The organism is Flavobacterium sp. CFS9, from assembly GCF_041154745.1.
In the GTDB taxonomy this organism is placed as follows: Bacteria; Bacteroidota; Bacteroidia; order Flavobacteriales; family Flavobacteriaceae; genus Flavobacterium.
Map to the genome: position 1 here is coordinate 328,075 of NZ_AP031573.1, position 22,178 is coordinate 350,252.

Consider the following 22,178-nt stretch of genomic DNA (forward strand, 5'->3'; position numbering starts at 1 on the left):
TTTTTTTCACGCAGATTTGGCAGTTTTTTTTTGCCAGATCTACAGACAAAAGAGTTTCAACATTTTTGAATCTGCTAAATCTGCTAAATCTGCGTGAAATTAAAAGCTTTCTGTCGCAATCATCTCCCGCGACAAACACCTTTCAAATCTGCATCATATTTTTTAAAAGAGTTTGTTTTCAAATTTGCGCTTGCTAGATATTTAAACTAAATTTGCACTTCAATACAACAAACTACACATCACAATGATCCATTTCTTTGAAAACCAAAGCAAAACTGTTTTTGCAGTACAGACGCAAAACGAAATTTCGGCTCAAGACATTTCAAAATTAAACTGGCTTTTTGCCGACTCCAATAAGATCGAAAAATCCGCACTGACGGATTTTTTTGTTGGTCCGCGTGCCACTATGATCACTCCATGGAGTACAAATGCTGTAGAAATCACTCAAAACATGGGTATTACAGGCATTATCAGAATTGAAGAATTTCATCCGGCAACAGCTGATTTTTCAGATTTTGACCCAATGTTATTTCAGAAATTCAGCCAATTAGATCAGGAAATTTTCACGATCAATGTGCAGCCGGAACCTATTCTGGAAATTGATGATATTGCCGCTTACAATACAACAGAAGGACTAGCTTTAAGCGAAGAAGAAGTTGATTACTTAAACAATCTTTCTGCTAAATTAGGAAGAAAACTAACTGACTCAGAGATTTTTGCTTTCTCACAGGCAAACTCAGAGCACTGCCGTCACAAAATCTTCAACGGAACATTTGTAATTGACGGAGAAGAAAAAGAAACTTCTTTATTCAAATTAATCAAAAAAACATCACAGGAAAATCCTAACGACATTGTTTCTGCTTACAAAGACAATGTTGCTTTTGTAAAAGGACCAAAAGTGCAGCAGTTTGCACCAAAAACAGCTGATAAACCTGATTTTTACGAAATTAAAGAGTTCGATTCTGTTATTTCGCTAAAAGCCGAAACACATAATTTTCCAACCACTGTAGAGCCTTTCAACGGGGCTGCAACCGGATCCGGAGGAGAAATTCGTGACCGTTTAGCCGGTGGCCAGGGTTCATTGCCATTAGCAGGAACTGCGGTTTATATGACTTCTTATTCTCGTTTGAATGACGATAGAAAATGGGAAAATGCTGTTGAAGAAAGAAAATGGTTGTATCAAACTCCGATGGACATTTTAATCAAAGCTTCCAACGGAGCTTCTGATTTTGGAAATAAATTCGGTCAGCCGCTAATTACGGGTTCTGTTTTAACTTTCGAGCACGAAGAAAACAACCGTAAAATTGGTTACGACAAAGTAATCATGCAGGCAGGTGGAATTGGTTATGGAAAACTAAACCAGTCGATCAAACAAAAACCACAGGAAGGCGATAAAATCGTTATTCTTGGAGGAGAAAATTATAGAATCGGAATGGGTGGAGCTGCAGTTTCATCTGCAGACACAGGAGCTTTTGGTTCAGGAATTGAGTTAAACGCCATTCAGCGTTCGAATCCTGAAATGCAAAAACGTGCTGCCAATGCGATTCGTGGATTAGTCGAAAGCGACAATAATCCAATTGTTTCGATTCACGATCACGGAGCGGGAGGACACTTAAACTGTCTTTCTGAATTGGTGGAAGAAACAGGAGGATTAATCGACTTAGACAAACTACCGGTTGGAGACCCTACTCTTTCTGCAAAAGAAATTATCGGTAACGAATCTCAGGAAAGAATGGGATTGGTTATTGGTCAAAAAGATATCGATACTTTGCAAAGAATTGCCGACAGAGAGCGCTCTCCAATGTATCAGGTTGGAGATGTAACGGGCGATCACCGTTTTACATTCGAATCTAAAACAAATGGTTCAAAACCGATGGATTATGCATTGGAAGATTTCTTCGGAAGCTCTCCAAAAACGGTTATGACCGATAAAACTATCGACAGAAAATATGCTGACGTTGCTTACAATGCAGCAGATTTCGAAAGTTATTTAAAAGACGTTTTGCGTTTAGAGGCCGTAGCTTCAAAAGACTGGTTAACGAACAAAGTGGATCGTTGTGTGGGCGGAAAAGTAGCCAAACAGCAAAATGCAGGACCGTTACAATTGCCTTTGAATAATGTTGGAGTAATGGCTCTGGATTATTTAGGAAAAGAAGGAATTGCTACTTCTATCGGGCATGCTCCTATTGCAGCTTTGATCGACCCGGTTGCAGGATCCAGAAACGCTATTGCCGAGTCGTTATCAAACATTATCTGGGCACCAATTAAAGATCAGTTAAAAGGAATTTCACTATCTGCCAACTGGATGTGGGCTTGTAAAAACGAAGGTGAAGATGCTCGTTTATATGCTGCCGTAGAAGGCTGTTCTGAATTTGCAATCGAATTAGGAATCAATATTCCAACCGGAAAAGATTCCCTTTCGATGAAACAAAAATATCCAAACGACGAAGTAATCGCGCCGGGAACGGTTATTATTTCAGCAGCAGGAAACTGTACCGATATTAGAAAAGTAGTAGAACCTGTTTTACAAAGAAACGGAGATTCAATCTATTATATCAATCTGTCTCAGGATGATTTCAAATTAGGAGGTTCTTCTTTTGCACAAATCAGAAATACAATCGGAAAAGAAACTTCTACGATTAAAAATGCTTCTTTCTTCAAAAATGCTTTTAACACCATTCAGGATTTAATTGCTGACAACCAAATTTTAGCAGGACACGATATCGGAAGTGGTGGTCTAATTACTACTTTATTAGAATTGTGTTTTGCAGATGTAAACCTTGGTGCTAAAATTGACTTCTCGGCTTTCGCAGAAAAAGACGTATTGAAAATCCTTTTCGCAGAAAACATCGGAATCGTTTTCCAGGCGAAATCAGATGCCGCTGTTGAAGCTAAATTAAATGCGAACAACATTGAATTCTTTAAAATTGGTTCCGTTCAGGAAACAGCAAATTTAGATCTTGGAATTTGGAATTTGGATATTGAAACTTATAGAGATATCTGGTTTGAAACTTCTTATTTATTAGATCAAAAGCAATCTAAAAACGGAAGAGCGCAGGCTCGTTTCGAAAACTATAAAAATCAGGTTTTAAATTATACTTTCCCTGCACACTTCACAGGCAAAAAACCGGAAATTGACAATTCTAAACCACGACCAAAAGCGGCTATTATTCGTGAAAAAGGAAGTAATTCTGAACGTGAAATGGCAAATGCTATGTACTTAGCCGGTTTTGATGTAAAAGACGTTCACATGACTGATTTGATTTCAGGCCGCGAAACACTGGAAGACATTCAGTTTATTGGAGCTGTTGGAGGTTTCTCAAATTCGGATGTTTTAGGTTCTGCTAAAGGTTGGGCCGGAGCTTTCTTGTACAACGAAAAAGCAAAAACCGCTCTCGATAATTTCTTTAAAAGAGAAGATACTCTATCTGTTGGAATTTGTAACGGATGTCAATTGTTCATGGAATTAGAAGTGATCAATCCGGAGCATGAAGTTCACGGAAAAATGCTCCACAACGAAAGCCAGAAACACGAAAGTATCTTTACCTCTGTAAAAATACAGGAAAACAACTCGGTAATGCTATCTACATTAGCCGGAAGCACTTTAGGAGTATGGGTTTCTCACGGAGAAGGTAAATTCAAATTGCCTTTAGCTGAAGAAAACTACAACATTGTTTCTAAATATGCTTACGAAGGTTATCCTGCCAACCCTAACGGATCTGATTACAACACAGCAATGTTATGTGACAAAACCGGAAGACATTTAGTGATGATGCCACACATTGAGCGTTCTACTTTCCAATGGAACTGGGCACATTATCCAAAAGACAGAAACGACGAGGTTTCACCTTGGCACGAAGCTTTTGTTAATGCCAGAAAATGGATTGAGAAAAACTAAAAATATATTTCTATAAAAAACGCCCGATAAATTTGGGCGTTTTTTTGTTTTAAAAAAAGAGTACAACTCAAATTAACCGATCATCAAGCTTTTTCAAAACTCTTAAAACTATTTTTATCTGTATTAATTAATCCCTACCAAATTGACGCGAAGCTTGTTTGGGGCAGAGCCTTCAGACATAAAAACCAAATACTTTCCGTCATTTGTCTTTCTGATAATTTGAGAAGACTGTACTAAGCGGGAATTATCATTCTTTCCATTAGGTAAAGAGACATCTTTGGTTGTAAGTACATTTGCATCATAATCTACGATCGCAAGTGAAGATTTTAAAACTTTACTAGTGTTGGACATATCAAATACATTCCAGGCTACAAATATTTTACCCTGTGAATAATGTGCCATCTGTGCTCCCCAGCCAGCCGTTTCTGTAGCTTTATAACTGGTCAGCCAAACATCCTTAACTTTGACTGCACTTCCCATTCCGGCACCTACGCTGGAAAATATAGACAAGCGAAGATCACGACGCAGATCATTAGCAGTAAACTCATGTTGTGTAGTATAAAGAACAGCAATATTTCCATTAGGCAATTCTAATATATCACCGGTAGCTGTATTGGTAATATTATCATTTGAAGTTGCAGAATTGGGAAGCGGAAAAACATTTGACCATGTACGATTAAAAGGATCATCATTAAATTTCCAGGTTTCTATTAAAAGACCTCTTGAGGGCAACGCATCTGCGTGGGCAGAGGCAAGATAACGTCCATCATTCAAAGGCAATAATCGCTGGTCGAAGTTATGGGAGATATACCAGGGACGTATAAAAGTTGATTTACCTGTAGCTGCTTCATGAAAGCTAAGCCAGGCTGCCTGATGCTCGCCCATTCCTCTGCGAGCTAAATATATACCAAAATTATCCAGTTTCTTATTGTAAACAATAATACCCTGTCCGGATCTTCCTGCTGCATGAGTATCAGAGGGATTAGGAGGAGCCTGCCATAAATCTATTGAATACTTTACGTTGCCTGAACCGTCAAAACAATAATACACAGGTCTCTTTCTTGCAATGTCATCTGAGTTCACTTCCGATGCTCCCATCATGTAACGATTATTACCAAAATACTCGTAACCCAGGAAAGTCGTATTACCCAAATTTAGTTCTTTAGGAAAGGAAATTTCGGAAACAATAGATTTAGTACTGAGTGAGATTCTGCTTAAATGGCGGTGTCCGTCAGCGGTAGGTGCCAATTCTCCTTCCCAATAAGTATCCAGATTACCATCTTCGTTAACAGAAAAACGAATGCTTGGCTTTACGGCATAAATAGCGTAAGCCTCGTCAGTTAACGACCGAAGATTTTCAGGCAGGTTTACTTCAAAAGTGGAATAGTTGAGCCCTGTACTTACATCACTGTCTTCTTTATCACCCGTACTTCCTGTAGTATCAGCCACCGGATCCTCTACATTTTTACTGCATGCTCCTAACGACAATAAGGCAACAACTAATAAGACGTAAATTTTGCTTTGAGAAATGTGTTTCATTAAATTTATTTTAGTTTTATAATAGTAATTCATTTTTTAGCCATCATTTGACGATTTACAACACCCCTTAAGAAGTGTTCCACCTCTTTAAATTCAAACCAAAGTTATAACACCTGTTTTTTATGCATTTTATACTTGTATCAAATGGTATTATTCCTGCAACAAACAGTATTATTCACAAAACTTCTGAATAAAATTCACAGGAAAATACCTTCCGATGAGAATCAGAAATACAAAAGACAGGAACAACAGCATTTCACGCTTTTATAAATGCCGGAAAAAGAATTGAGAAAAGCTAAAAAATATATTTCAATTAAGAACGTCCGAATTTATCGGCTGCTTTTTTTAACCATTCATTTTTTAAATCTCACATCTCACCTTTTCAAAAAACTTCCATTTAAAAAGACTCTAAGACTAATTTAATACTATCTTAAGCCAGCTTACACTTGTGTTTTTACTGCTATAAATATCTTTGTTTCATGAAAAAATGGACATTAAATTTATCGCTTTTACTCCTCTTATTTATTATAAGCCAAGTCACGTTTGCCCAAAATTCTTCTGTAAAAGGAACGGTTTCTGACGGGAAACTGGCCATCGAATTTGTCGATGTGGTTTTAAAAAACACTGCCGATTCTACAAAAGTTGCCGGATATGCCGTTACAGATGCTTCCGGGAATTTTTCTTTAGATCATGTAGCTGCAGGTGAATATCAACTTCAATTCAAATTAATCGGTTTTAAAACCCTTACTCAAAAAGTAAAATTTACAGGAACTCCAATTTCTATTGGAACCATAACTTTAAAAACGGACACTAATCTGTTAAATACTGTTGTCGTAAATTCTCATAAAAAGCAAATTCAAAAAACCAACGAAGGCTTCATTTTTAATGCCGTTTCCAATCTGACGCAAACGGGCGGAACTGCTACTGATATGCTTAAAAACATCCCTACAGTTGCTGTGGATGCTGACGGCGGGATTACCTTAAGAGGAAAATCTCCAATGATTTTGATTAATGGAAAAAACTCCGCCATTACCAATATGGATCAGATTGCAGCGAGCAGTATTGAAAGTATCGAGGTAATCAGTAATCCTACAGCGAAATACGATGCCAATGCAGAAAGCGGTATTATCAATATCAGACTCAAAAAAAACAACCAAAGCGGCATGAATGGTGCGGTAGTTTTAGGAAGCGGATTTGGAGCCAAAGGCAGATTAAACAGCTCTGTGCTCCTGAATCATAAAACCGATAAATGGAATTTCGGACTGGCGTACGACAACCGTTTTGCCGGAAGAACTAAAAAAATCAAAGGCGAAAGAATCAATTATCTGATTGATGATGAACATTATATCAATCAAAACAGAAGCGATCAACGCACGGAAGGTCTGCAAAATTTAAAATTCAACATTGATTTTTCACCCAACGAAAACAACAGTTTCTCTTTCGAAGCCTTAGGGAATTTGGAAAGTCAGGACAATGACGAAACTTTATACACACAGGTGAACAACAGTGCCAACCAATTTTTCTCGAACAATAAAAGACATTCTCTGGAACTCGAACGATCTAAGGTAGGCGAGCTTGCTTTTAGCTACGACCGAAAATTTGCCGATGACCGAAAAAGCCTGAATACTAGTATTACCTCCTCTTTTAACAAACACAGAGAAAATACCGACATCGACACCTATCAATTCGATCAATACTACAACCTGATTGGTGATGCCGCATGGCAAAGAACACACAATTACGAGCACGAAAATATCTCAAACGCTATTGTAAATTATGCCCTTCCGGTTTCTGAAAGAACAATTTTAGAGACGGGTTACAAAGGAACCTTTCGATTCTTCGACTCCGATTTTCAAAGTGCTGATCAAACGAATGGAGAGTACGTTGTAAATCCTCTGGCCAGCAACGGCTTCAAATTCAATGAGCAAATCAATGCGGTTTACGGAATGCTGAATTCTTATATGGGTACTAAAGAAACTCCGAAATGGAAATACAATGTAGGATTGCGTGCCGAACAGGTTTCAAACAACGGAAAAACGCAAAACAACAGTGATAACTTTTCAAATCATTATGTAAAACTTTTCCCTTCTGCCTCACTACAGCTTAATTTAGCATCCGACGAATTTCTAAAAATGGGTTACAGCAAACGTATCAATCGTCCTGATTTAGACAACTTAAATCCATTTATTGATATTACCGATGCCTTGAATCCACATGGAGGAAATCCGTATTTGAAACCGGAAATCATTCATATTATTGAGACAGGCTATTCTAAAGAATGGTCCAAATATTCCCTTTCGACCAATGCTTTTTACAGAAACGCAACCAATACGATCAGACAATACGCTGAATTACAAGACAACGGAGTGGTTTTGCAACAGCCCAGAAATATTGGAAGCACCATTACTTATGGTCTTGAAACTATTTTCAGCTTAAAACCTATTGGATTCTACGATGCCAATATCAGTATTACTGCTTTTCAGCAAAATATAAACGCCTCCAATCTGGCACAGAACGTAGTCAACAATGCCTTCAGCTGGTACGGAAAGATCATCAATAATTTTGTTCCCTGGAAAGGTGGAAAACTGCAAATTATCGGTAATTACAATTCGGCGCTCGCTACTGCACAGGGAAAAAGGATTCCGATCTATAATGTAGACATGGGATTTCAGCAAAAACTGGGTAAAGGCAATGCTCGTTTAGGTTTAGTCGTTACGGATATGCTCAACACACTTGAAAGCGGTTTTAAAAACAATACGGCTTTGTTCAGTAACTATCGTACTTCGAAATCAGATACACGTGCTTTCATGATTACCTTTGCTTATACTTTTAAATCTGATTTTAAAGAAAAATTACTGGAAAATCAGTTTTCCGCAGAGTAGCATCGCATTAAAATAAAAACAGCATTCTTGTAATCGGGATTCCTTTTTCTAGAGAAAATTGAACTATATTCGCCAAAAAATTCGTGCCCCGAATTTTTTGGCAGCTCCAAGAACCCTTAAACCTACATAGAATGAAAACCCTGCAAGTATTTCTTTTTACTTTATTATTTAGTGCCGTAAAATTACATTCTCAAATTCACGTAGACAAAATCACTTATAAAGTCCGTGATCATTTTATTACCACTACGATTGGTTATCCCGTACCCGGAACTTTTTTACCCGCTGGAAAAAAAGAACCCTCTACCATTTTAAATCCGGATGGAACAGGAATTATTCAATATGAAGATCTAAGCAAGAAAAAGATCAACTGGGGAATTGAATGTACCGAAGAAGGTATTCCGGTTTTTAAAGAAGGCTTCAACAGTGCCTCCTATACTTTCTGGTACCGTACCAATGACAGTGAAGAGTGGAATTACACACAATTTTCTATACATTTCGCCAAGAAAAGAATGTTTCTGATGGGCGAAAGAGTAAAAGAGTATGTAGATTATAATGTACAATAAATACTACATATTAGTCAATTTTTCTTGATTATATCGTATTTTACTACAAAAAAGAAAACGTTTTCGCAGATTTTTTAAAGTACTTATAATTTTTCCCATAAATTTCGATAAATATAAAAATTATACCTAATTTTTATTTAATTTGCGATAAAATTCAATATACTAACATGGTTTCAATCACACGCCTTTTTGATTTTCCCTATTATCAACAAGAAACTTATAACCTTCAGGTTGCACTAGCAACTAAAAAAAACGGAGTCTGGGAAAAGACATCTAGCCAGGAATATATTGCAAAAGCAAATGCTATTTCGAGAGCATTATTGCGTATGGGTGTTCAAAAAGAGGACAAAATTGCATTAATCACTTCTAACAATCGTACGGAGTGGAATATTATGGATATTGGTATCCTGCAAACCGGTGCTCAAAACGTACCTATTTACCCAACTATTGCCGAAGAAGATTACGAATATATATTAAATCACAGTGGAAGTATTTTCTGTTTTGTATCGGATACAGAAGTACTTGACAAAGTAAACGCGATCAAAGCAAACGTTCCTACTTTAAAAGAAGTCTATTCTTTTAACGAAATTGAAGGCTGTAAACACTGGTCTGAATTGCTAACTCTTGGAGAAGATGACAGCAATCAAAGTGAAGTTGAAGCCAGAAAAGACAGCATCAAACCAGAAGATTTAGCTACTATTATCTATACTTCCGGAACAACAGGAAGACCAAAAGGAGTTATGCTGTCTCACCATAACATTGTCTCTAATGTTTTAGACAGTGCGCCAAGAATCCCGTTTGATCCGGGGAAAAGTTCGGCTTTGAGCTTCCTTCCTATTTGTCATATTTTTGAAAGAATGATTTTGTACATCTATCAATATTATGGTATTTCGGTTTATTTTGGTGAATCGATTGATAAAATCAGTGATAACCTGAAAGAAGTACGACCAAATGTAATTACAGCTGTTCCAAGACTTTTGGAAAAAGTGTACGATAAAATCTACGCAAAAGGTGCTGAATTAACCGGTATTAAGAAAAAACTATTTTTCTGGGCCATTGATTTAGGACTAAGATACCAGCCTTATGGAGCTAACGGTGCCTGGTACGAATTTCAGTTAAAAATAGCCCGCAAACTTATTTTCAGTAAATGGAAAGAAGGTTTGGGAGGAAACTTAGATTTAATGGTTTCAGGAAGTGCTGCACTACAGCCACGTTTAGCGAGAGTTTTTGCTGCTGCTGAAATTCCCGTTATGGAAGGTTACGGTTTATCTGAAACTTCACCGGTAATTGCTGTAAACGACCAAAGAAACAGAGGTTTTAAAATTGGAACTGTTGGAAAACCAATTCGCAATGTAGAAGTTAAAATTGCCGAAGACGGTGAAATCCTTTGTAAAGGACCAAATATAATGATGGGATACTATAAAGATCCTGAAAAAACAGCCGAAGCTTTACAAGACGGTTATTTCCACACCGGAGATATCGGAGAAATTGACAGCGAAGGTTTCCTTAAAATTACAGACCGTAAAAAGGAAATGTTCAAAACTTCGGGAGGAAAATACATTGCTCCTCAGTTGATCGAAAATGCCATGAAACAATCTCGTTTTATCGAGCAGATTATGGTGATTGGTGAAGGAGAAAAAATGCCGGCTGCCTTCATTCAGCCTAACTTTGAATTTGTAAAAGAATGGGCTAAAATTCACAAAATAACTTTAGGAAACAGCGAAAAAGACATCAGTACGAACGCACAGGTTATCAAACGTATTGATGAAGAAGTAGAAACTATTAACGAGAAATTCGGACACTGGGAAAAAATCAAACGTTTTGAACTTACTCCGGACGTTTGGTCGATTGATGGCGGGCAGCTTACTCCTACCCTAAAATTAAAACGTAAAATCATTAAAGAAATTTACAAAGATCTTTACGCTAAAATATACGGACAAAATTAATAAACCAACATAATACTAACCAACGAAAAACGGCTATCTCATAAGGATAGCCGTTTTTTAATAATACAAACATCACTTTAAATACGGAACAACAGTTGTGAGTTCTATACCAAGCGGACTTACGTTTTAAGGTCATGGTCGAATTAAAAACCCATTATTTTGGGCAATCTTACCACTTTTCGCTTCTAAAACAGCCAATCTAAATCCGATAATTGTACATTCCTGTTCTTCAGCAACAGTGTGCTTCCAATACTTTTGTTCTAAATAAATACTAATTTTATCCATAATTTTTACTTTTTAATAATTGTGTTTAAATCTTTAACTCACGATTCTGCTCTCTAGAAAAACATACTTTTAAAATCCAGAAAGAAATTTCTTTTCTTCGATTTCTTTTCAGGTTTCTCCTTTTTAGCAGCATTCTTCTTTTCGAAAACTTCTTTCGCTTTCTCAATTCTCCTGATTGGTTTTGCTTCTTCCTTTTTAGAATTTTCGTAAAACTTTTTAAGAGGACGAGGATGAAAATCAACCAAAATTGCAGCCATATTGATGACATCCATACTGGACGGATCTGTTTCCCCTTTAAAAAAGGTTTCAATAGGTCTGAACTTATCTTTCTTCTCCTTAAACTTATTCTTTTGAGTATGATCGAAATCTAATCCCAAGAGATTACTAAAAACATTCAAGTCCTCTTTTGTTGGGTTGTTTTCGAAAATGAGCCAGCACAAATCACGAAGTTTTGCACGAGAAGGTTTGTACAAATAATCAAAGTATTGCCCTTCTTTTTCGATCTCGTATTTTTTTCTAATTGCTCTTTTGTATTTTTCTAATGTATTGTTTTGCATGATCTTTTTCTTTTTTGTAATTCTTGAGAATCTCAGGAAATCGAAGGTTTTTCAGGGAAATCCAATATCACAAAAGTTTAAAAGCGCCCTTGCTCTACCAGAGAAATATCTCCAAATGATATATAAGATTCCTAAAATTTACCTTTTCATTCCCGCGTTTAATGAGCTTCAAATTCCTCTTTTGAATTGAGGCAAATGACGACTCATCAAACTCCGTTGTATCCGTTTGACCAGCACTATGGTCCAACGCGAATCCTGTTCCTTGATTCATCTTTATTTTTTTATTGTTAAACTAAAACTATCAACAGCTGCTATTGATAGTCACTCCTTTTTACTTCACGGCAATTTTTTAATAAACCAATAGTACAATCGCACTGCGCAATTATTTTACACCCTTCTTCAAAATTCTAAGAGCCAAAGTTTACTAACCTTTGCTCCTCTGAGCCTCTGTCACTTTGAACCGTAAAAAAAAGCACCCGATTAAAGGTGCTTTATTACAAATACGATAATTATCATATTGCCTGTAATGATGCACCTGCATGTAAGTCCCTTCAAGGGCCGAACTTGCGTCTACTAGTTTTGTGTTATATGTATTAAAAATGAAATTCATTTTATATTGTTTTATATTTTTTAAATCTATTATTATCTGAAACTCAATGTCCCGATATTGTTCGGCAAAGATAATGTTAAAAAAATCATACTTCCAAATCATTTTAACATGTAATTTATTGATTTACAAATAACTAACCATTTGAGTCAAGCCATAGAAATCCCTGTCCGCTTATAGAAGCGGCTCTCCTTTCAGACCAAATAACTGTTGTTCACCGAATTACTTTTCAAGGCTTTATTTTGCTTTTTTTAGTAATCATTAAACATTTGATTCATTATTTTTTTAATTATTTTCTTGTCCATACTGATTTGTACTTATTTTCTGTTATTTTTTACCCTGCTGAATTGTCTCAAAAACAAAAAAAGCGCCCTTAAATGAGGACGCTTTATATATTTATTTTGGGTTTGCAATTACTAGCTACCATACAATTCATAAAAATACAGATCACGTCCTGAGCACTTAACAGGGGCAAATCCTGCTAAACGATCACTATATAGTCCTACTGACAGATTAATATTTTTATTTTTCATTTCCATTTCAGGTACAAATATAGCATTTTTAGAAATTAATTTAACTTTATTTTAAGATTTGTAGAGCATGTCTTTAATTTTCAGCTTAAGAAAGTATCATTTTCACCGCCAAAATATGCTTGCAGATTCCTCTCTTTCCCTGATAAGCTGTAAACCAGTCGCAGGTACATTTTTGAGAAGCAGTATCAATGATCACTTTATGTACCACACTGGAACCTTTTACTTTAGCTTCTATATAATCGGCTCTGCGTTCTGTGATTTCAACTTCTTCCTTATCGATTAGTTTTTTCGCATTTTTCAATCTAGGGTTTAAAGATAAAATACGCTCCGTTTTAAAAGGAAGACGACGGTAAAAATGAGCCTTTTCGCTTAAATCATAGCCTAATAATCCCATGGAAGATAAATTGGACGTTAGATTATCCATCGTACCAAAATCGATATCATTTTCAATAGAAAGCATGGTGGGGTCAAACATCTCATTCGATTTTAACAAACTGTTTAATCCATACACCCATTCCATCGGTAAATTTTCTGTCATGGTTTCCAGAACATTTCCTTCGCCCGAAAAACCGCGATAAGAATCGGGAGAAAAAGCCATCAACAACTGCATTTTACCAAATTCGCATACAACGGCACAAGTCTGCTTATCATCAGATTCGTAAACAAAAATCTTATCTACAATTGCCAGAATTCCTTCTAATAAACGCAGTCTTTGAACGCCACCAATTCTAACACTGTCAGAAGTTGCCAAAGTCGAAAACATAAATTTCCCGGCTCTTTTGGTGATAAAAAAATCACCTTTTACACTTCCTTTCGGCAGGCTTTGGAAAAGCTGAATGGTTTGTATTTTATTGAGTTCAAACTTCAGATACATATCAGCCAAATAAAGCTGAACACTGGTTAAACCTTTTATCCATCGCATGGGCAAAGTCACTTTTTTCTCTACCACTTTTGCTTTGCTGGTAATCATCTGAACGTCTTGCTGACCAACGGCAAGGGTCACTTTTTCGTTTTTCTGAATCGCATTTAGCGCATTCAGCATGGGGTCATTAAAATCGACATTAGTCGTTCCATTTGCAATAAATTCGCCGTCGACAGCTTCGGGTTTCATGTCCAGTCTTACATAAACGCCATTGCAGGACGAAAATCCTTCAAAACGAAGTCTTTCTGAACCTGCAGAAACAATTGGATCGCGAAGGCTGGGCGGAATTGGTCCAAAACTCGAACGCACTACTTTGGCAATCGTGCTCCAGCATTTTGCCGTAACATAAGGATCTGTTAAACTTCCCCAGAAAAAACACGGAATATTATTGACTTCCTCAATTTCGGTTTGATGGGCCAAAACCAAATTATTGATTCCCTTTGATTTACTGTAGGTTGAAATTCCTTTATAATTATATTCTAAATCTGTCATTTTCTTTATTTTAAAATTTGCTTAATCAAAGATTTAAGCGAAGCATTATCTTTCCACTGTTCAAAAAACGCAATAGCCTTTTCTGATGGTTTCTGATTGGTTTTGATTAAAACATCAACATAATTTTCGACCATTTTCTTAAAATTCGTCGGCAGCTTATCGTTCACTTCTAAACGAGCAAAAAAGGTGTTGAAGAACTGCAGCAATGCGCTGTTACATAAAGGTGAAATATCTTTTAAGGCAATTATTCCATCCGTTAATCTCGAAAAAGCACCATACTTGCCTGTTGCTGTAAAAGCCGCTTTCTCTGCAAACTTTTCTATATCGATTACTTGCTTCTCAATCAGGTTCATTAAAGTTTCGGAAGCCAGTAAGCGTAAATCTTTCTTTTCCTGGAAGAAACAAAGCGCGAATAAAAATAAAACATGATCCGAGAACCTCATTTCAGGTCGGTTTAAAACCTCCAGAAAGCCTTTTAATTCTGGTTTTGAACCGTCCGGAACTGTACAGTTACTTAATAAAGTCATCGCTAAAGCATCCGGATTTTGTGGCGTCAAACTGTGCCAGTAATAGGTATTTCCGCTATAGTTTATATTGTAATCCCAACTGTTCGATCTTTTGTAAATATCAAGACTGTACAATAAATAATTAGGCGTTTTGATGTATTGCGGCAGCTCAAAACGAAGTTCGTACCACGAAGGCGATCTTTCTTTTTCGTGTGTTTTATAATTGTTCCACTCGTTCCATTTTTCCTTAAAGGAGAATTCAGTCTGAAATGGCGAAACCACAAATGGAACTTGTTTTAAATAGGTATTTTCAAATTCGTTAAAAGTATGGTCCGGATAAAATGTTCTGGCTGCAACGGCCCATAGAGATAGTATTCCACTTTCTTTGGTGGTTTTGCCTAATGTTGCCAAAAGTTTTGAAACTAATGAACCCGAATCAATCGTCAGTTTATCTTCTGCTCCCAAACAGTAAGACAATAAGGCTTTTAGTTCACCCTCAATCTCATTCAATAAAGGAAGTGCTTCATGGGTGTTTTCTCGCGGCATTCGCGCAATGGCAATCGCCAAATCAAGAGAATCAATCTCTTCGTTTGCTTTTTGATAAGCAATTACACGCTCCAGCAAAACTTTAGGAGCGACCCAATACGGTTTATGACTTGGGAAAGAAAGCAGTGGCAGTTTTGAATTGGACTCAATTTTCTGCTGTACTTTTTCTAATAATGGTCGGATTAAAACCAGTGTATTTATTTTTAAATAATGGCCATCTTTTGTACTTAACTTATTGTTGATGTTTTCAATTTTCTGAAACAAAAACAATTTCATATAGTTCTTATGAACACTTTCAAAATAGAATTTGTTCAATTGTTTTTGATAAGGCTGTAACTGCACGCTGTAATCGGCGGGAAACAAATCTCTTTGCTGAATATAAGTATTCATCAGGATTTCAGTGTCCAGAACTTCTTCAGAAGCAATGAAGTTTCCGAACTGGAATAAAATTTCGTTCCAATCCTTTGGCAGTTGCACTTCTTCGGTTAATACCAGTTCTTTTTGAGGTTGAAATTGATATTCTTCAAATCCCGCATCGTCTGCCATCAAAGCATCTTCATCTAAAAACTGACTTAAACCTGATTTGATATTTCCCTGCATCAAAGTAACATAAGTACTCAGTTTTTCTTTCAGTACTTTATCTTTTGAGGAACCGATTTTCAGAATAATTTTAGACACTTTTTCCTGTAAAGTCAAATCAGAAATCACATAGACGTCTGCCAGAATCGCGGCAATCTGATTGTTCAGTTTCGGATTGGCTTTGCTTATTTTTTCTAAAACCGGAAGCGCACTTTTTATGGCTGCCTTGCAGTCGCCACGCATCATCAAAGGTTCAAGCCATTCCAGAAATGATTTGGCTTTGAATTTCGGATGCGCATAAATTTTCTTCACCAGTTCAATTCCGTAGCTTGTAATGGGCGGATAGGCATTGTGCAAGAACGAAAATATATTTTCCTGATAAACAATCAGTTCTTCTTCAGTCGCATTAAATTCTTCGATTCTTTTTCTGAAAAACGATTTCAGATTGTTGTTCCATTCTTTGGTTTGAATCTGGATGGCATTTTCAATAAAGAAACTGCGATCCATTTTTTTACTTTCTAATAAAGATTTGTAAATGATGCTCCAGGTTTGAAATTCATCGTGTTTTTGTTTGTCATTATCTCTAAAGTAATTATTATGAAGCGTTGTTTCATAATTAAACAACTCCGGAATATCTCTTTGATAAGTGGTTTTATCTTCAAGGATTTTAGCAATAAAAACTCGGGCCTTTGTTTTGCTGCGCCATTCGTTTGTATCGGCCAGACATGAAGCATACAATTCGGGATTGAATGCTATTAGTCCTGAATTTTCTAATCGTTGAAGGTTTTCATAATTAAAACTTCTCCAATCCTGTCTTTTTACTTTTTCGAGAATAAAAGCTTCAATCCAGTTTGGTTTTGCCCACAATAAAGTTTCGAATACATACGGTTTCTCGTTGATTTCGTCAAGTAAAAGGAAAGCTTCATCCCACGGATTAATGTCGGTTTTGTCAAACAAGGCAATCGCACTGAGTGTAATAATCTCGCTTTGAGTACGGTCGCCACGAGTTCCCCAGCCATAATCGTGTTTGCCTTTTTTTACATAGTCGGGATCTTTTGTTAAATCAGTATACGTCATCCAGTAACGTTTACATTTTTTAATGTGCTTTTTTAAGGCTTCGATATTCCCTTTTGCTTTTTCTTTTAGCAGAGGCAGCATCAAACTGATGTTCTTAGATTTTAGAATTGCATCATATTCTTCTAAAACTTCATCTGAATTTTTACTCTTAGCTGATTTTGGTTTAGCAGCAACAGCAACTTCTCCGTTTTCAGAATATCCTTTTTTTATTTTTTCGGCAAGTATTTTCTCTGCCATTTTCAAACATTCCTCATCTGTCGCGAAGCTTTTTGTCTGAGAAGTTCCTGAGGTTCCATTTTTTCCGTAAGTTACAGTGTAATCTAATCCGGTAACTTCGATATCCCAGAATTTATCGGAGTTTCCATCAATGTATTTGAGACTTTTTTTCATTCGTAATCGTATAAAACAAGCGTTATTTCTAAATGTATACTATAAATTGGGTAATGTAATTAAATGTCTTTGTAATGAAAATCGTCGTTTTTTTACTGAAGAAGCTCTCTTTTGTAAGCCTAAATCCTGAACTGGCGTGCTTCTATTCCTCTTTATCGACTTTTATTTTCAACCCGTAAAATAAGAATTTTACAGCAAGATTCCCTTAAAAGAATATCTTTTAAATGTTAAAAAATCTTACGAATTAAAAGTGGTATTTGATTTCAAAAAAATACCCTGCAAATCAGTATTTGCAGGGTTTGGATTATGGTTGAGATGTCGTTTTCAGAACATCAAAAAAGACTTAATTTGCCTTTGTCACTCTAATTTTTTCCAGAGTAACTTTAGCATCTCCGCCTCCGGTTTTTTTGACAATAATATCATAGTTAGAGTCTGAATTGATTAAGTCATCTGAAATGTAATAAGAGTAACTCAATTTTACACCATCCGATCCAATTTCGTGGTTCTCTCCCGTTCCGTGGTCATGAGCTACTCCAAAGAAAGTCATTGTACCTACATACTGATCTTTTTTCCCCGGATAACGCAAATAAACCGTGTAATAATCTTTTGGTTCTTTGTAAACCACTACATCAAGATTTAGTATGATTCTGGAATTGGCAGTTTTAAAAACTCTATTGGTGTTTTTCGCAAAAGTATTGCTTACTTTATGCGTAAAAGCAGAAGTTCCTAATACTTTACCCACTTTTTGTTCCCAGATCACTTCTTCTTTTGAATCCTGAAACGAAATTTTAGCTTTTGCTGCCTGATTAGCCGCTACAACAGGAATTTTAGATCCGTAAAGCAAATCATCGTATTTATAATCTAAGTTGTAAACGGTGTTGTATACTTCTTCCATCGTATAAGTCACACGACTTCCGTCGGGATTTATAAACTGATATTGCCAAGGGTTTTCTTTTAGTTGCTCTAAGGTAGGGCGCTGTCCATAAATCGAAACGTCCCAGGAATCCCAGATACGGTCAACCATACTATGATGCAGCCAGAAAACAGGGTCAAATCCTGCCGAAGGAACATTTGCCATCAAACCGGAATATTCTTTTTGGTAGATTTCGTTATAATACGTTTCACTAGGCTGTGCATATCCGCCTCCGATAAGATTGTGCATATAACCATGAGGGGCGCCCTCAAGGCTTCTGCTAAATCCCGCGTCGCCGGTAAAAGAAGGATTTGTTTTTAATTCTTCCAAAGACAGCTGAATCTGATTGACCTGATCCGGCAAAATTGGTTTTCCATTGTTCAAAATGCTGTATCGCGCCGCAGTATAAAGAGAACCGGACTGTACTCTTAAAGGTTCTGCCATAACATTTTGAGACACTGCTTTACTGCCATAATTCCAGTACGGAAGCGCAAAATCTGCTTTTCCGGACAGTTCACGGATAATTTTTTCTAAATGCCAGATGTAAAATCTGTGCCATAATAAGAAATGCAGTTTCGCATTTTCTGTTCCGTTATGCGTACAATCGGCCCATGCCCATAACTTATCATTGATGGTCTGATATTGCGGACAAAGCTGGTTTTTACCGTTTATCACACTCGGAATACTGTGTATCGCTCCCTGATAATACCACGCCAGACCATTATCACAGCCCATTTCGCGCATTTTCTTAAAAGCCACATTCATGGCTTCCAGATTCGCTAATCCCTGAGGCGTATTAACGTTCCATCGAATGTATTTCGCATTATTTCTATTCTGACCATAGGACAACCCCGCAGTCAAAATAATACAGATTAAAATGGTAATTTTTTTCATTTTTTTTGTTTTTGGGTTATTAATAAATTGGTAGTTCACATTAAAGCACTTCGACTTCAAAAGTTAAAATCTGAGCATACTTGGGGTTTGCTTTGTCGTAGATTTTAAATTTCACCGTTCCGTTGCCTATTTTATTCGCTGGGATTACATGTATGGCAATAAATCCCTGCTGATCCGGATTAAGTTTATTAAAAGAAGATCCTTTTGGAATCCCAATCTGGCAGGCACCGTGCTGGCACATCGAGCAATCCCACTCCTTTGGAAATGTATTCGATACGGTTTCCCAAACCAGATAAATGGGTTTATTTGAAATATTTTCGACCTTGATTTTCGAAATGTCAAGCCGTTTGTTTTTCAGTACACTTTCTTTATTGACCGCAGTTCCTACTACCGAAAATGTAGGTTTGTTTTGCGCAAATGAAATAGAAACCGAAAAAAGGAGTATCCAATAAAAGTACAGTTGTTTCATGGTCGTTGATTTTAATTTTAATGAAAAACAGCAATAGCCGTTTCGTAAACTTTCTTTTTTGAAATAGGATCAGTAAAACAGTAAATCAATTGTTCCCCATCTCCTACATTTTCCAGGAAAACAAGTATTTCCAGACTTTCTCCCTCATGAAGTGCAACTTTACACCCGTTAGCCGATTCTGTTAGAGCAGTCTCACTTCCAAACCTCAACTTCAGTTTTGCATTAGGCGGAAATACAATTTCATGAAGATATAATCCCGAATTGACCAATCGAAGCAGCACCGTTTCGTGTTTACGGTCTAACGATTGTAAACCTTTGGTATCGGAAGCAACTTTGCCATTAATCAGGAAATAATTGGGTTTGTAGGGAGGAAGAACAATAGGTTTATTTCGGGGATCGTATTCGGTACCCATGATGGCATCGGCGTGCCATTTTGTATCCATTTCGTTGCTGCACCAAAGCATTTCACGCAAGGGCTCAGGCGCCAGAAGATCTTTTTCTTTCGGTTCAATAATGATGAGACCAAACATTCCCGCCTGAAGGTTGAACGGGTAATTTTCGGGACTGTAATACAAATAGGTACCCGGTTCTTCGGCTATAAAAGAATAAAACCCATGCTCCATATGATGAATGGCCTCTTTTTTCTTCATCACCTTATTGTTTTTGTCCCATTGAACAAAATCAATTGCCTTGCAAAATAAAGAGACCGGATTTCCCTGCGAAATGCTCCAAAAATCAACCCGAACAGTATCGCCAACCTTTGCCTTTATCTCCGATCCCGGCAAAGTAACCTGCCCCGAAAGAGAGTTCGTAAAACCAAAAGTCCGGACAGAGACGTTATTTTTAAGCAGTAGTTTTCCTGTTGTTCTCCCGATCACTAAATGTTCGTTTTGAGAGAACAAAAACAAATTGCTTAGTAAAAAGCAAAAGAGCACTATGGATTTGGGGCATCCTTTCATTTCTAAACTTAAATCATTCATTGCCAATACATTCAGCAATGCAATTCAAATTTAAAATTAATGTCGGTTTTGAGACCCCGTAGAAATACCTGATTTTGTAGTAAAAATCTGCCTTGAGTTTTATTTTTTAAGAATACAATTCTTCTTTGATGCGAATCGGGGTTTAAAGGATCAAGGTTCGTAGAAGTTTGGTGTGAGGTAAAAAACGGTATCGATAAAGAACAGATTCCCTTGAAACGTCAAAACATTTTCATCATGCAAATCTTCAAGAATAATACCCAATTCAGAGTTAAAATAATCATTGTTTCTAGTGTTAACAAAACCATTTGAAGTCAAAAAAACTTTTACATTTTCTAATTCCGTATCACTATTAGAATCTACGAATCTTTGTTCTACAACTGCATATAATATAGTATCCTGTTCAGAAAATCCATTTAATTGATAGGCAGTATCCCAAAAAAAATAATTATGCAGCAACAAATTATTCAAATAATCTTCCCAAGTTTCATAATAGATACTATCATTCAATTTGATCACTTTATGCTTATTTTGAAGATACACTTTTTGCTCAGCCCCCGAAGATATGAAAGCGTTGATATTAATTCCGGTAATCCAAAAAGAATTTCTGTCGCAGAATTCTTTTATTAACGCTGTTTCTTCACTTTTGATTTGCTTGCCAGACTTAAGCGCTCTGCCTGTGCTCGTGCCTTTTCTAAGGTAACGGGAGATTGTTTGGATAGTATCTCCATGCCTAACCTGGCTCTTTCCTGAAATGATATTTTGTAGTTCATTTTTCATGAAGTTTATAATGCAAATATAAATATTTTAAAATTACTACTTATCTGCCAAAATAAGACATCATAAAAGTAAGAAAAAGAATATATTTACAACAAATAAAAAAACACCCGAAAGTACATTACCAAATTAGCCTTGTATTTTACGGATCGCTGTTTTTATCAAAAAAAATAAATATCTTTGAATTATGAGCACAGAAACCAGACCCAGAAATATTGGCCGAAATATCAGCCGTATCAGAGAACTTCGCGGAATGAAACAAGAGATTCTTGCTGAAGCTATTGGAGTAAGCCAGCAATCTGTTTCGAATATTGAAGCCAGCGAAAATATTGACAAAGAAAAACTAGTACTAATTGCAAAAGCACTTGGCGTGACGGTAGAAGCGATCGAAAATTTTACAGAAGAATCTGTTTTTAATTATTTCAATACCTTTTATGATAATAGTACTGCTGGGTCTGCATCATTTAACAATCATCCAAATCATTGCACCTTCAACCCTCTTGATAAAGTGGTCGAGCTTTACGAACGTTTGGTTCAGGCCGAAAAAGAAAAGGTCGAATACTTAGAAAAATTAATGAAATTGAAATAACAGTCTCACCAAGAGAACTTTCTGATAACAAAATGCGCAAATCATCCTTTTGATTTTGCGCATTTTTTTTGTTGTCCTTTCTTTTTTAAAGTTGTGTCAAAATTTAAAAAAATAAAAACTTTGACACAGAAATTTTGTCACGGAAGTTGTGACAAAACAAAAATAAAAATCAATTTTGACACAACTTTTGTGGCAAAATGAAAATTAAAAATGTTTTTGCCACAGTTTTGTGGCAAA

General features: G+C 36.4%; 14 protein-coding genes. 5 read left to right on the plus strand and 9 right to left on the minus strand.

Going from position 1 to position 22,178, the window contains the following annotated elements; translation table 11 throughout:
• Nucleotides 1-244: 244 nt before the first annotated feature.
• Nucleotides 245-3,898, plus strand: a complete 3,654-nt coding sequence (purL, locus tag ACAM30_RS01175) for a phosphoribosylformylglycinamidine synthase (protein WP_369616842.1) — start codon at nt 245-247, stop codon at nt 3,896-3,898.
• 123 nt (nt 3,899-4,021) lie between these two features.
• On the opposite strand, the gene ACAM30_RS01180 is transcribed toward purL, so the two are convergent.
• Nucleotides 4,022-5,437 (minus strand): hypothetical protein, encoded by a 1,416-nt coding sequence (locus ACAM30_RS01180; RefSeq protein WP_369616843.1) that lies wholly within the window; start codon nt 5,435-5,437, stop codon nt 4,022-4,024.
• Between the two features lie 479 nt (nt 5,438-5,916).
• On the opposite strand from ACAM30_RS01180, the gene ACAM30_RS01185 reads away from it, so the two are divergent.
• The 3 genes from ACAM30_RS01185 to ACAM30_RS01195 all read left to right on the plus strand — a co-directional run bounded on the left by ACAM30_RS01185 (nt 5,917) and on the right by ACAM30_RS01195 (nt 10,828).
• Nucleotides 5,917-8,319, plus strand: coding sequence for a TonB-dependent receptor (locus tag ACAM30_RS01185; RefSeq protein WP_369616844.1), 2,403 nt, complete (start codon nt 5,917-5,919; stop codon nt 8,317-8,319).
• A gap of 131 nt (nt 8,320-8,450) precedes the next feature.
• Nucleotides 8,451-8,882 (plus strand): hypothetical protein, encoded by a 432-nt coding sequence (locus ACAM30_RS01190; protein ID WP_369616845.1) that lies wholly within the window; start codon nt 8,451-8,453, stop codon nt 8,880-8,882.
• A gap of 167 nt (nt 8,883-9,049) precedes the next feature.
• Nucleotides 9,050-10,828, plus strand: a complete 1,779-nt coding sequence (locus ACAM30_RS01195) for a long-chain fatty acid--CoA ligase (protein ID WP_369616846.1) — start codon at nt 9,050-9,052, stop codon at nt 10,826-10,828.
• 132 nt (nt 10,829-10,960) lie between these two features.
• On the opposite strand, the gene ACAM30_RS01200 is transcribed toward ACAM30_RS01195, so the two are convergent.
• The 8 genes from ACAM30_RS01200 to ACAM30_RS01235 all read right to left on the minus strand — a co-directional run bounded on the left by ACAM30_RS01200 (nt 10,961) and on the right by ACAM30_RS01235 (nt 21,355).
• Nucleotides 10,961-11,113: a hypothetical protein gene (locus tag ACAM30_RS01200; protein ID WP_369616847.1), complete on the minus strand. Its 153-nt coding sequence runs from the start codon at nt 11,111-11,113 to the stop codon at nt 10,961-10,963.
• A gap of 53 nt (nt 11,114-11,166) precedes the next feature.
• A complete protein-coding gene (locus tag ACAM30_RS01205; RefSeq protein WP_369616848.1) occupies nt 11,167-11,670 on the minus strand; it encodes a hypothetical protein in 504 nt (167 codons plus the stop codon).
• A 1,225-nt stretch (nt 11,671-12,895) separates the two neighbouring features.
• Nucleotides 12,896-14,224, minus strand: a complete 1,329-nt coding sequence (locus tag ACAM30_RS01210) for an SWIM zinc finger family protein (protein ID WP_369616849.1) — start codon at nt 14,222-14,224, stop codon at nt 12,896-12,898.
• A 5-nt stretch (nt 14,225-14,229) separates the two neighbouring features.
• Nucleotides 14,230-17,322 carry a DUF6493 family protein gene (locus ACAM30_RS01215; RefSeq protein ID WP_369616850.1) on the minus strand — a complete coding sequence of 1,031 codons (3,093 nt, stop codon included), beginning with the start codon at nt 17,320-17,322 and terminating at the stop codon, nt 14,230-14,232.
• Between the two features lie 343 nt (nt 17,323-17,665).
• The gene (locus ACAM30_RS01220; protein WP_369616851.1) at nt 17,666-19,129 is read right to left on the minus strand and encodes a tyrosinase family protein; all 1,464 of its coding nucleotides are present in this window, start codon (nt 19,127-19,129) and stop codon (nt 17,666-17,668) included.
• A gap of 40 nt (nt 19,130-19,169) precedes the next feature.
• Entirely contained in the window at nt 19,170-19,598 is a 429-nt protein-coding gene (locus ACAM30_RS01225; protein ID WP_089078027.1) for a hypothetical protein, read from the minus strand.
• A 17-nt stretch (nt 19,599-19,615) separates the two neighbouring features.
• Complete coding sequence (locus ACAM30_RS01230; protein ID WP_369616852.1) at nt 19,616-20,578, minus strand: multicopper oxidase domain-containing protein; 963 nt, start codon at nt 20,576-20,578, stop codon at nt 19,616-19,618.
• A gap of 150 nt (nt 20,579-20,728) precedes the next feature.
• The gene (locus ACAM30_RS01235) at nt 20,729-21,355 is read right to left on the minus strand and encodes a hypothetical protein (RefSeq protein ID WP_369616853.1); all 627 of its coding nucleotides are present in this window, start codon (nt 21,353-21,355) and stop codon (nt 20,729-20,731) included.
• 184 nt (nt 21,356-21,539) lie between these two features.
• On the opposite strand from ACAM30_RS01235, the gene ACAM30_RS01240 reads away from it, so the two are divergent.
• Nucleotides 21,540-21,941: a helix-turn-helix domain-containing protein gene (locus ACAM30_RS01240; RefSeq protein WP_369616854.1), complete on the plus strand. Its 402-nt coding sequence runs from the start codon at nt 21,540-21,542 to the stop codon at nt 21,939-21,941.
• The last annotated feature ends 237 nt before the right edge of the window (nt 21,942-22,178 follow it).

Bases quoted from the DNA above. Each gene is read 5' to 3' on its own strand.
- purL (WP_369616842.1), top strand. From the start codon at position 245: ATGATCCATTTCTTTGAAAACCAAAGCAAAACTGTTTTTGCAGTACAG.
- ACAM30_RS01180 (WP_369616843.1), bottom strand. From the start codon at position 5,437: ATGAAACACATTTCTCAAAGCAAAATTTACGTCTTATTAGTTGTTGCC.
- ACAM30_RS01185 (WP_369616844.1), top strand. From the start codon at position 5,917: ATGAAAAAATGGACATTAAATTTATCGCTTTTACTCCTCTTATTTATT.
- ACAM30_RS01190 (WP_369616845.1), top strand. From the start codon at position 8,451: ATGAAAACCCTGCAAGTATTTCTTTTTACTTTATTATTTAGTGCCGTA.
- ACAM30_RS01195 (WP_369616846.1), top strand. From the start codon at position 9,050: ATGGTTTCAATCACACGCCTTTTTGATTTTCCCTATTATCAACAAGAA.
- ACAM30_RS01200 (WP_369616847.1), bottom strand. From the start codon at position 11,113: ATGGATAAAATTAGTATTTATTTAGAACAAAAGTATTGGAAGCACACT.
- ACAM30_RS01205 (WP_369616848.1), bottom strand. From the start codon at position 11,670: ATGCAAAACAATACATTAGAAAAATACAAAAGAGCAATTAGAAAAAAA.
- ACAM30_RS01210 (WP_369616849.1), bottom strand. From the start codon at position 14,224: ATGACAGATTTAGAATATAATTATAAAGGAATTTCAACCTACAGTAAA.
- ACAM30_RS01215 (WP_369616850.1), bottom strand. From the start codon at position 17,322: ATGAAAAAAAGTCTCAAATACATTGATGGAAACTCCGATAAATTCTGG.
- ACAM30_RS01220 (WP_369616851.1), bottom strand. From the start codon at position 19,129: ATGAAAAAAATTACCATTTTAATCTGTATTATTTTGACTGCGGGGTTG.
- ACAM30_RS01225 (WP_089078027.1), bottom strand. From the start codon at position 19,598: ATGAAACAACTGTACTTTTATTGGATACTCCTTTTTTCGGTTTCTATT.
- ACAM30_RS01230 (WP_369616852.1), bottom strand. From the start codon at position 20,578: ATGAATGATTTAAGTTTAGAAATGAAAGGATGCCCCAAATCCATAGTG.
- ACAM30_RS01235 (WP_369616853.1), bottom strand. From the start codon at position 21,355: ATGAAAAATGAACTACAAAATATCATTTCAGGAAAGAGCCAGGTTAGG.
- ACAM30_RS01240 (WP_369616854.1), top strand. From the start codon at position 21,540: ATGAGCACAGAAACCAGACCCAGAAATATTGGCCGAAATATCAGCCGT.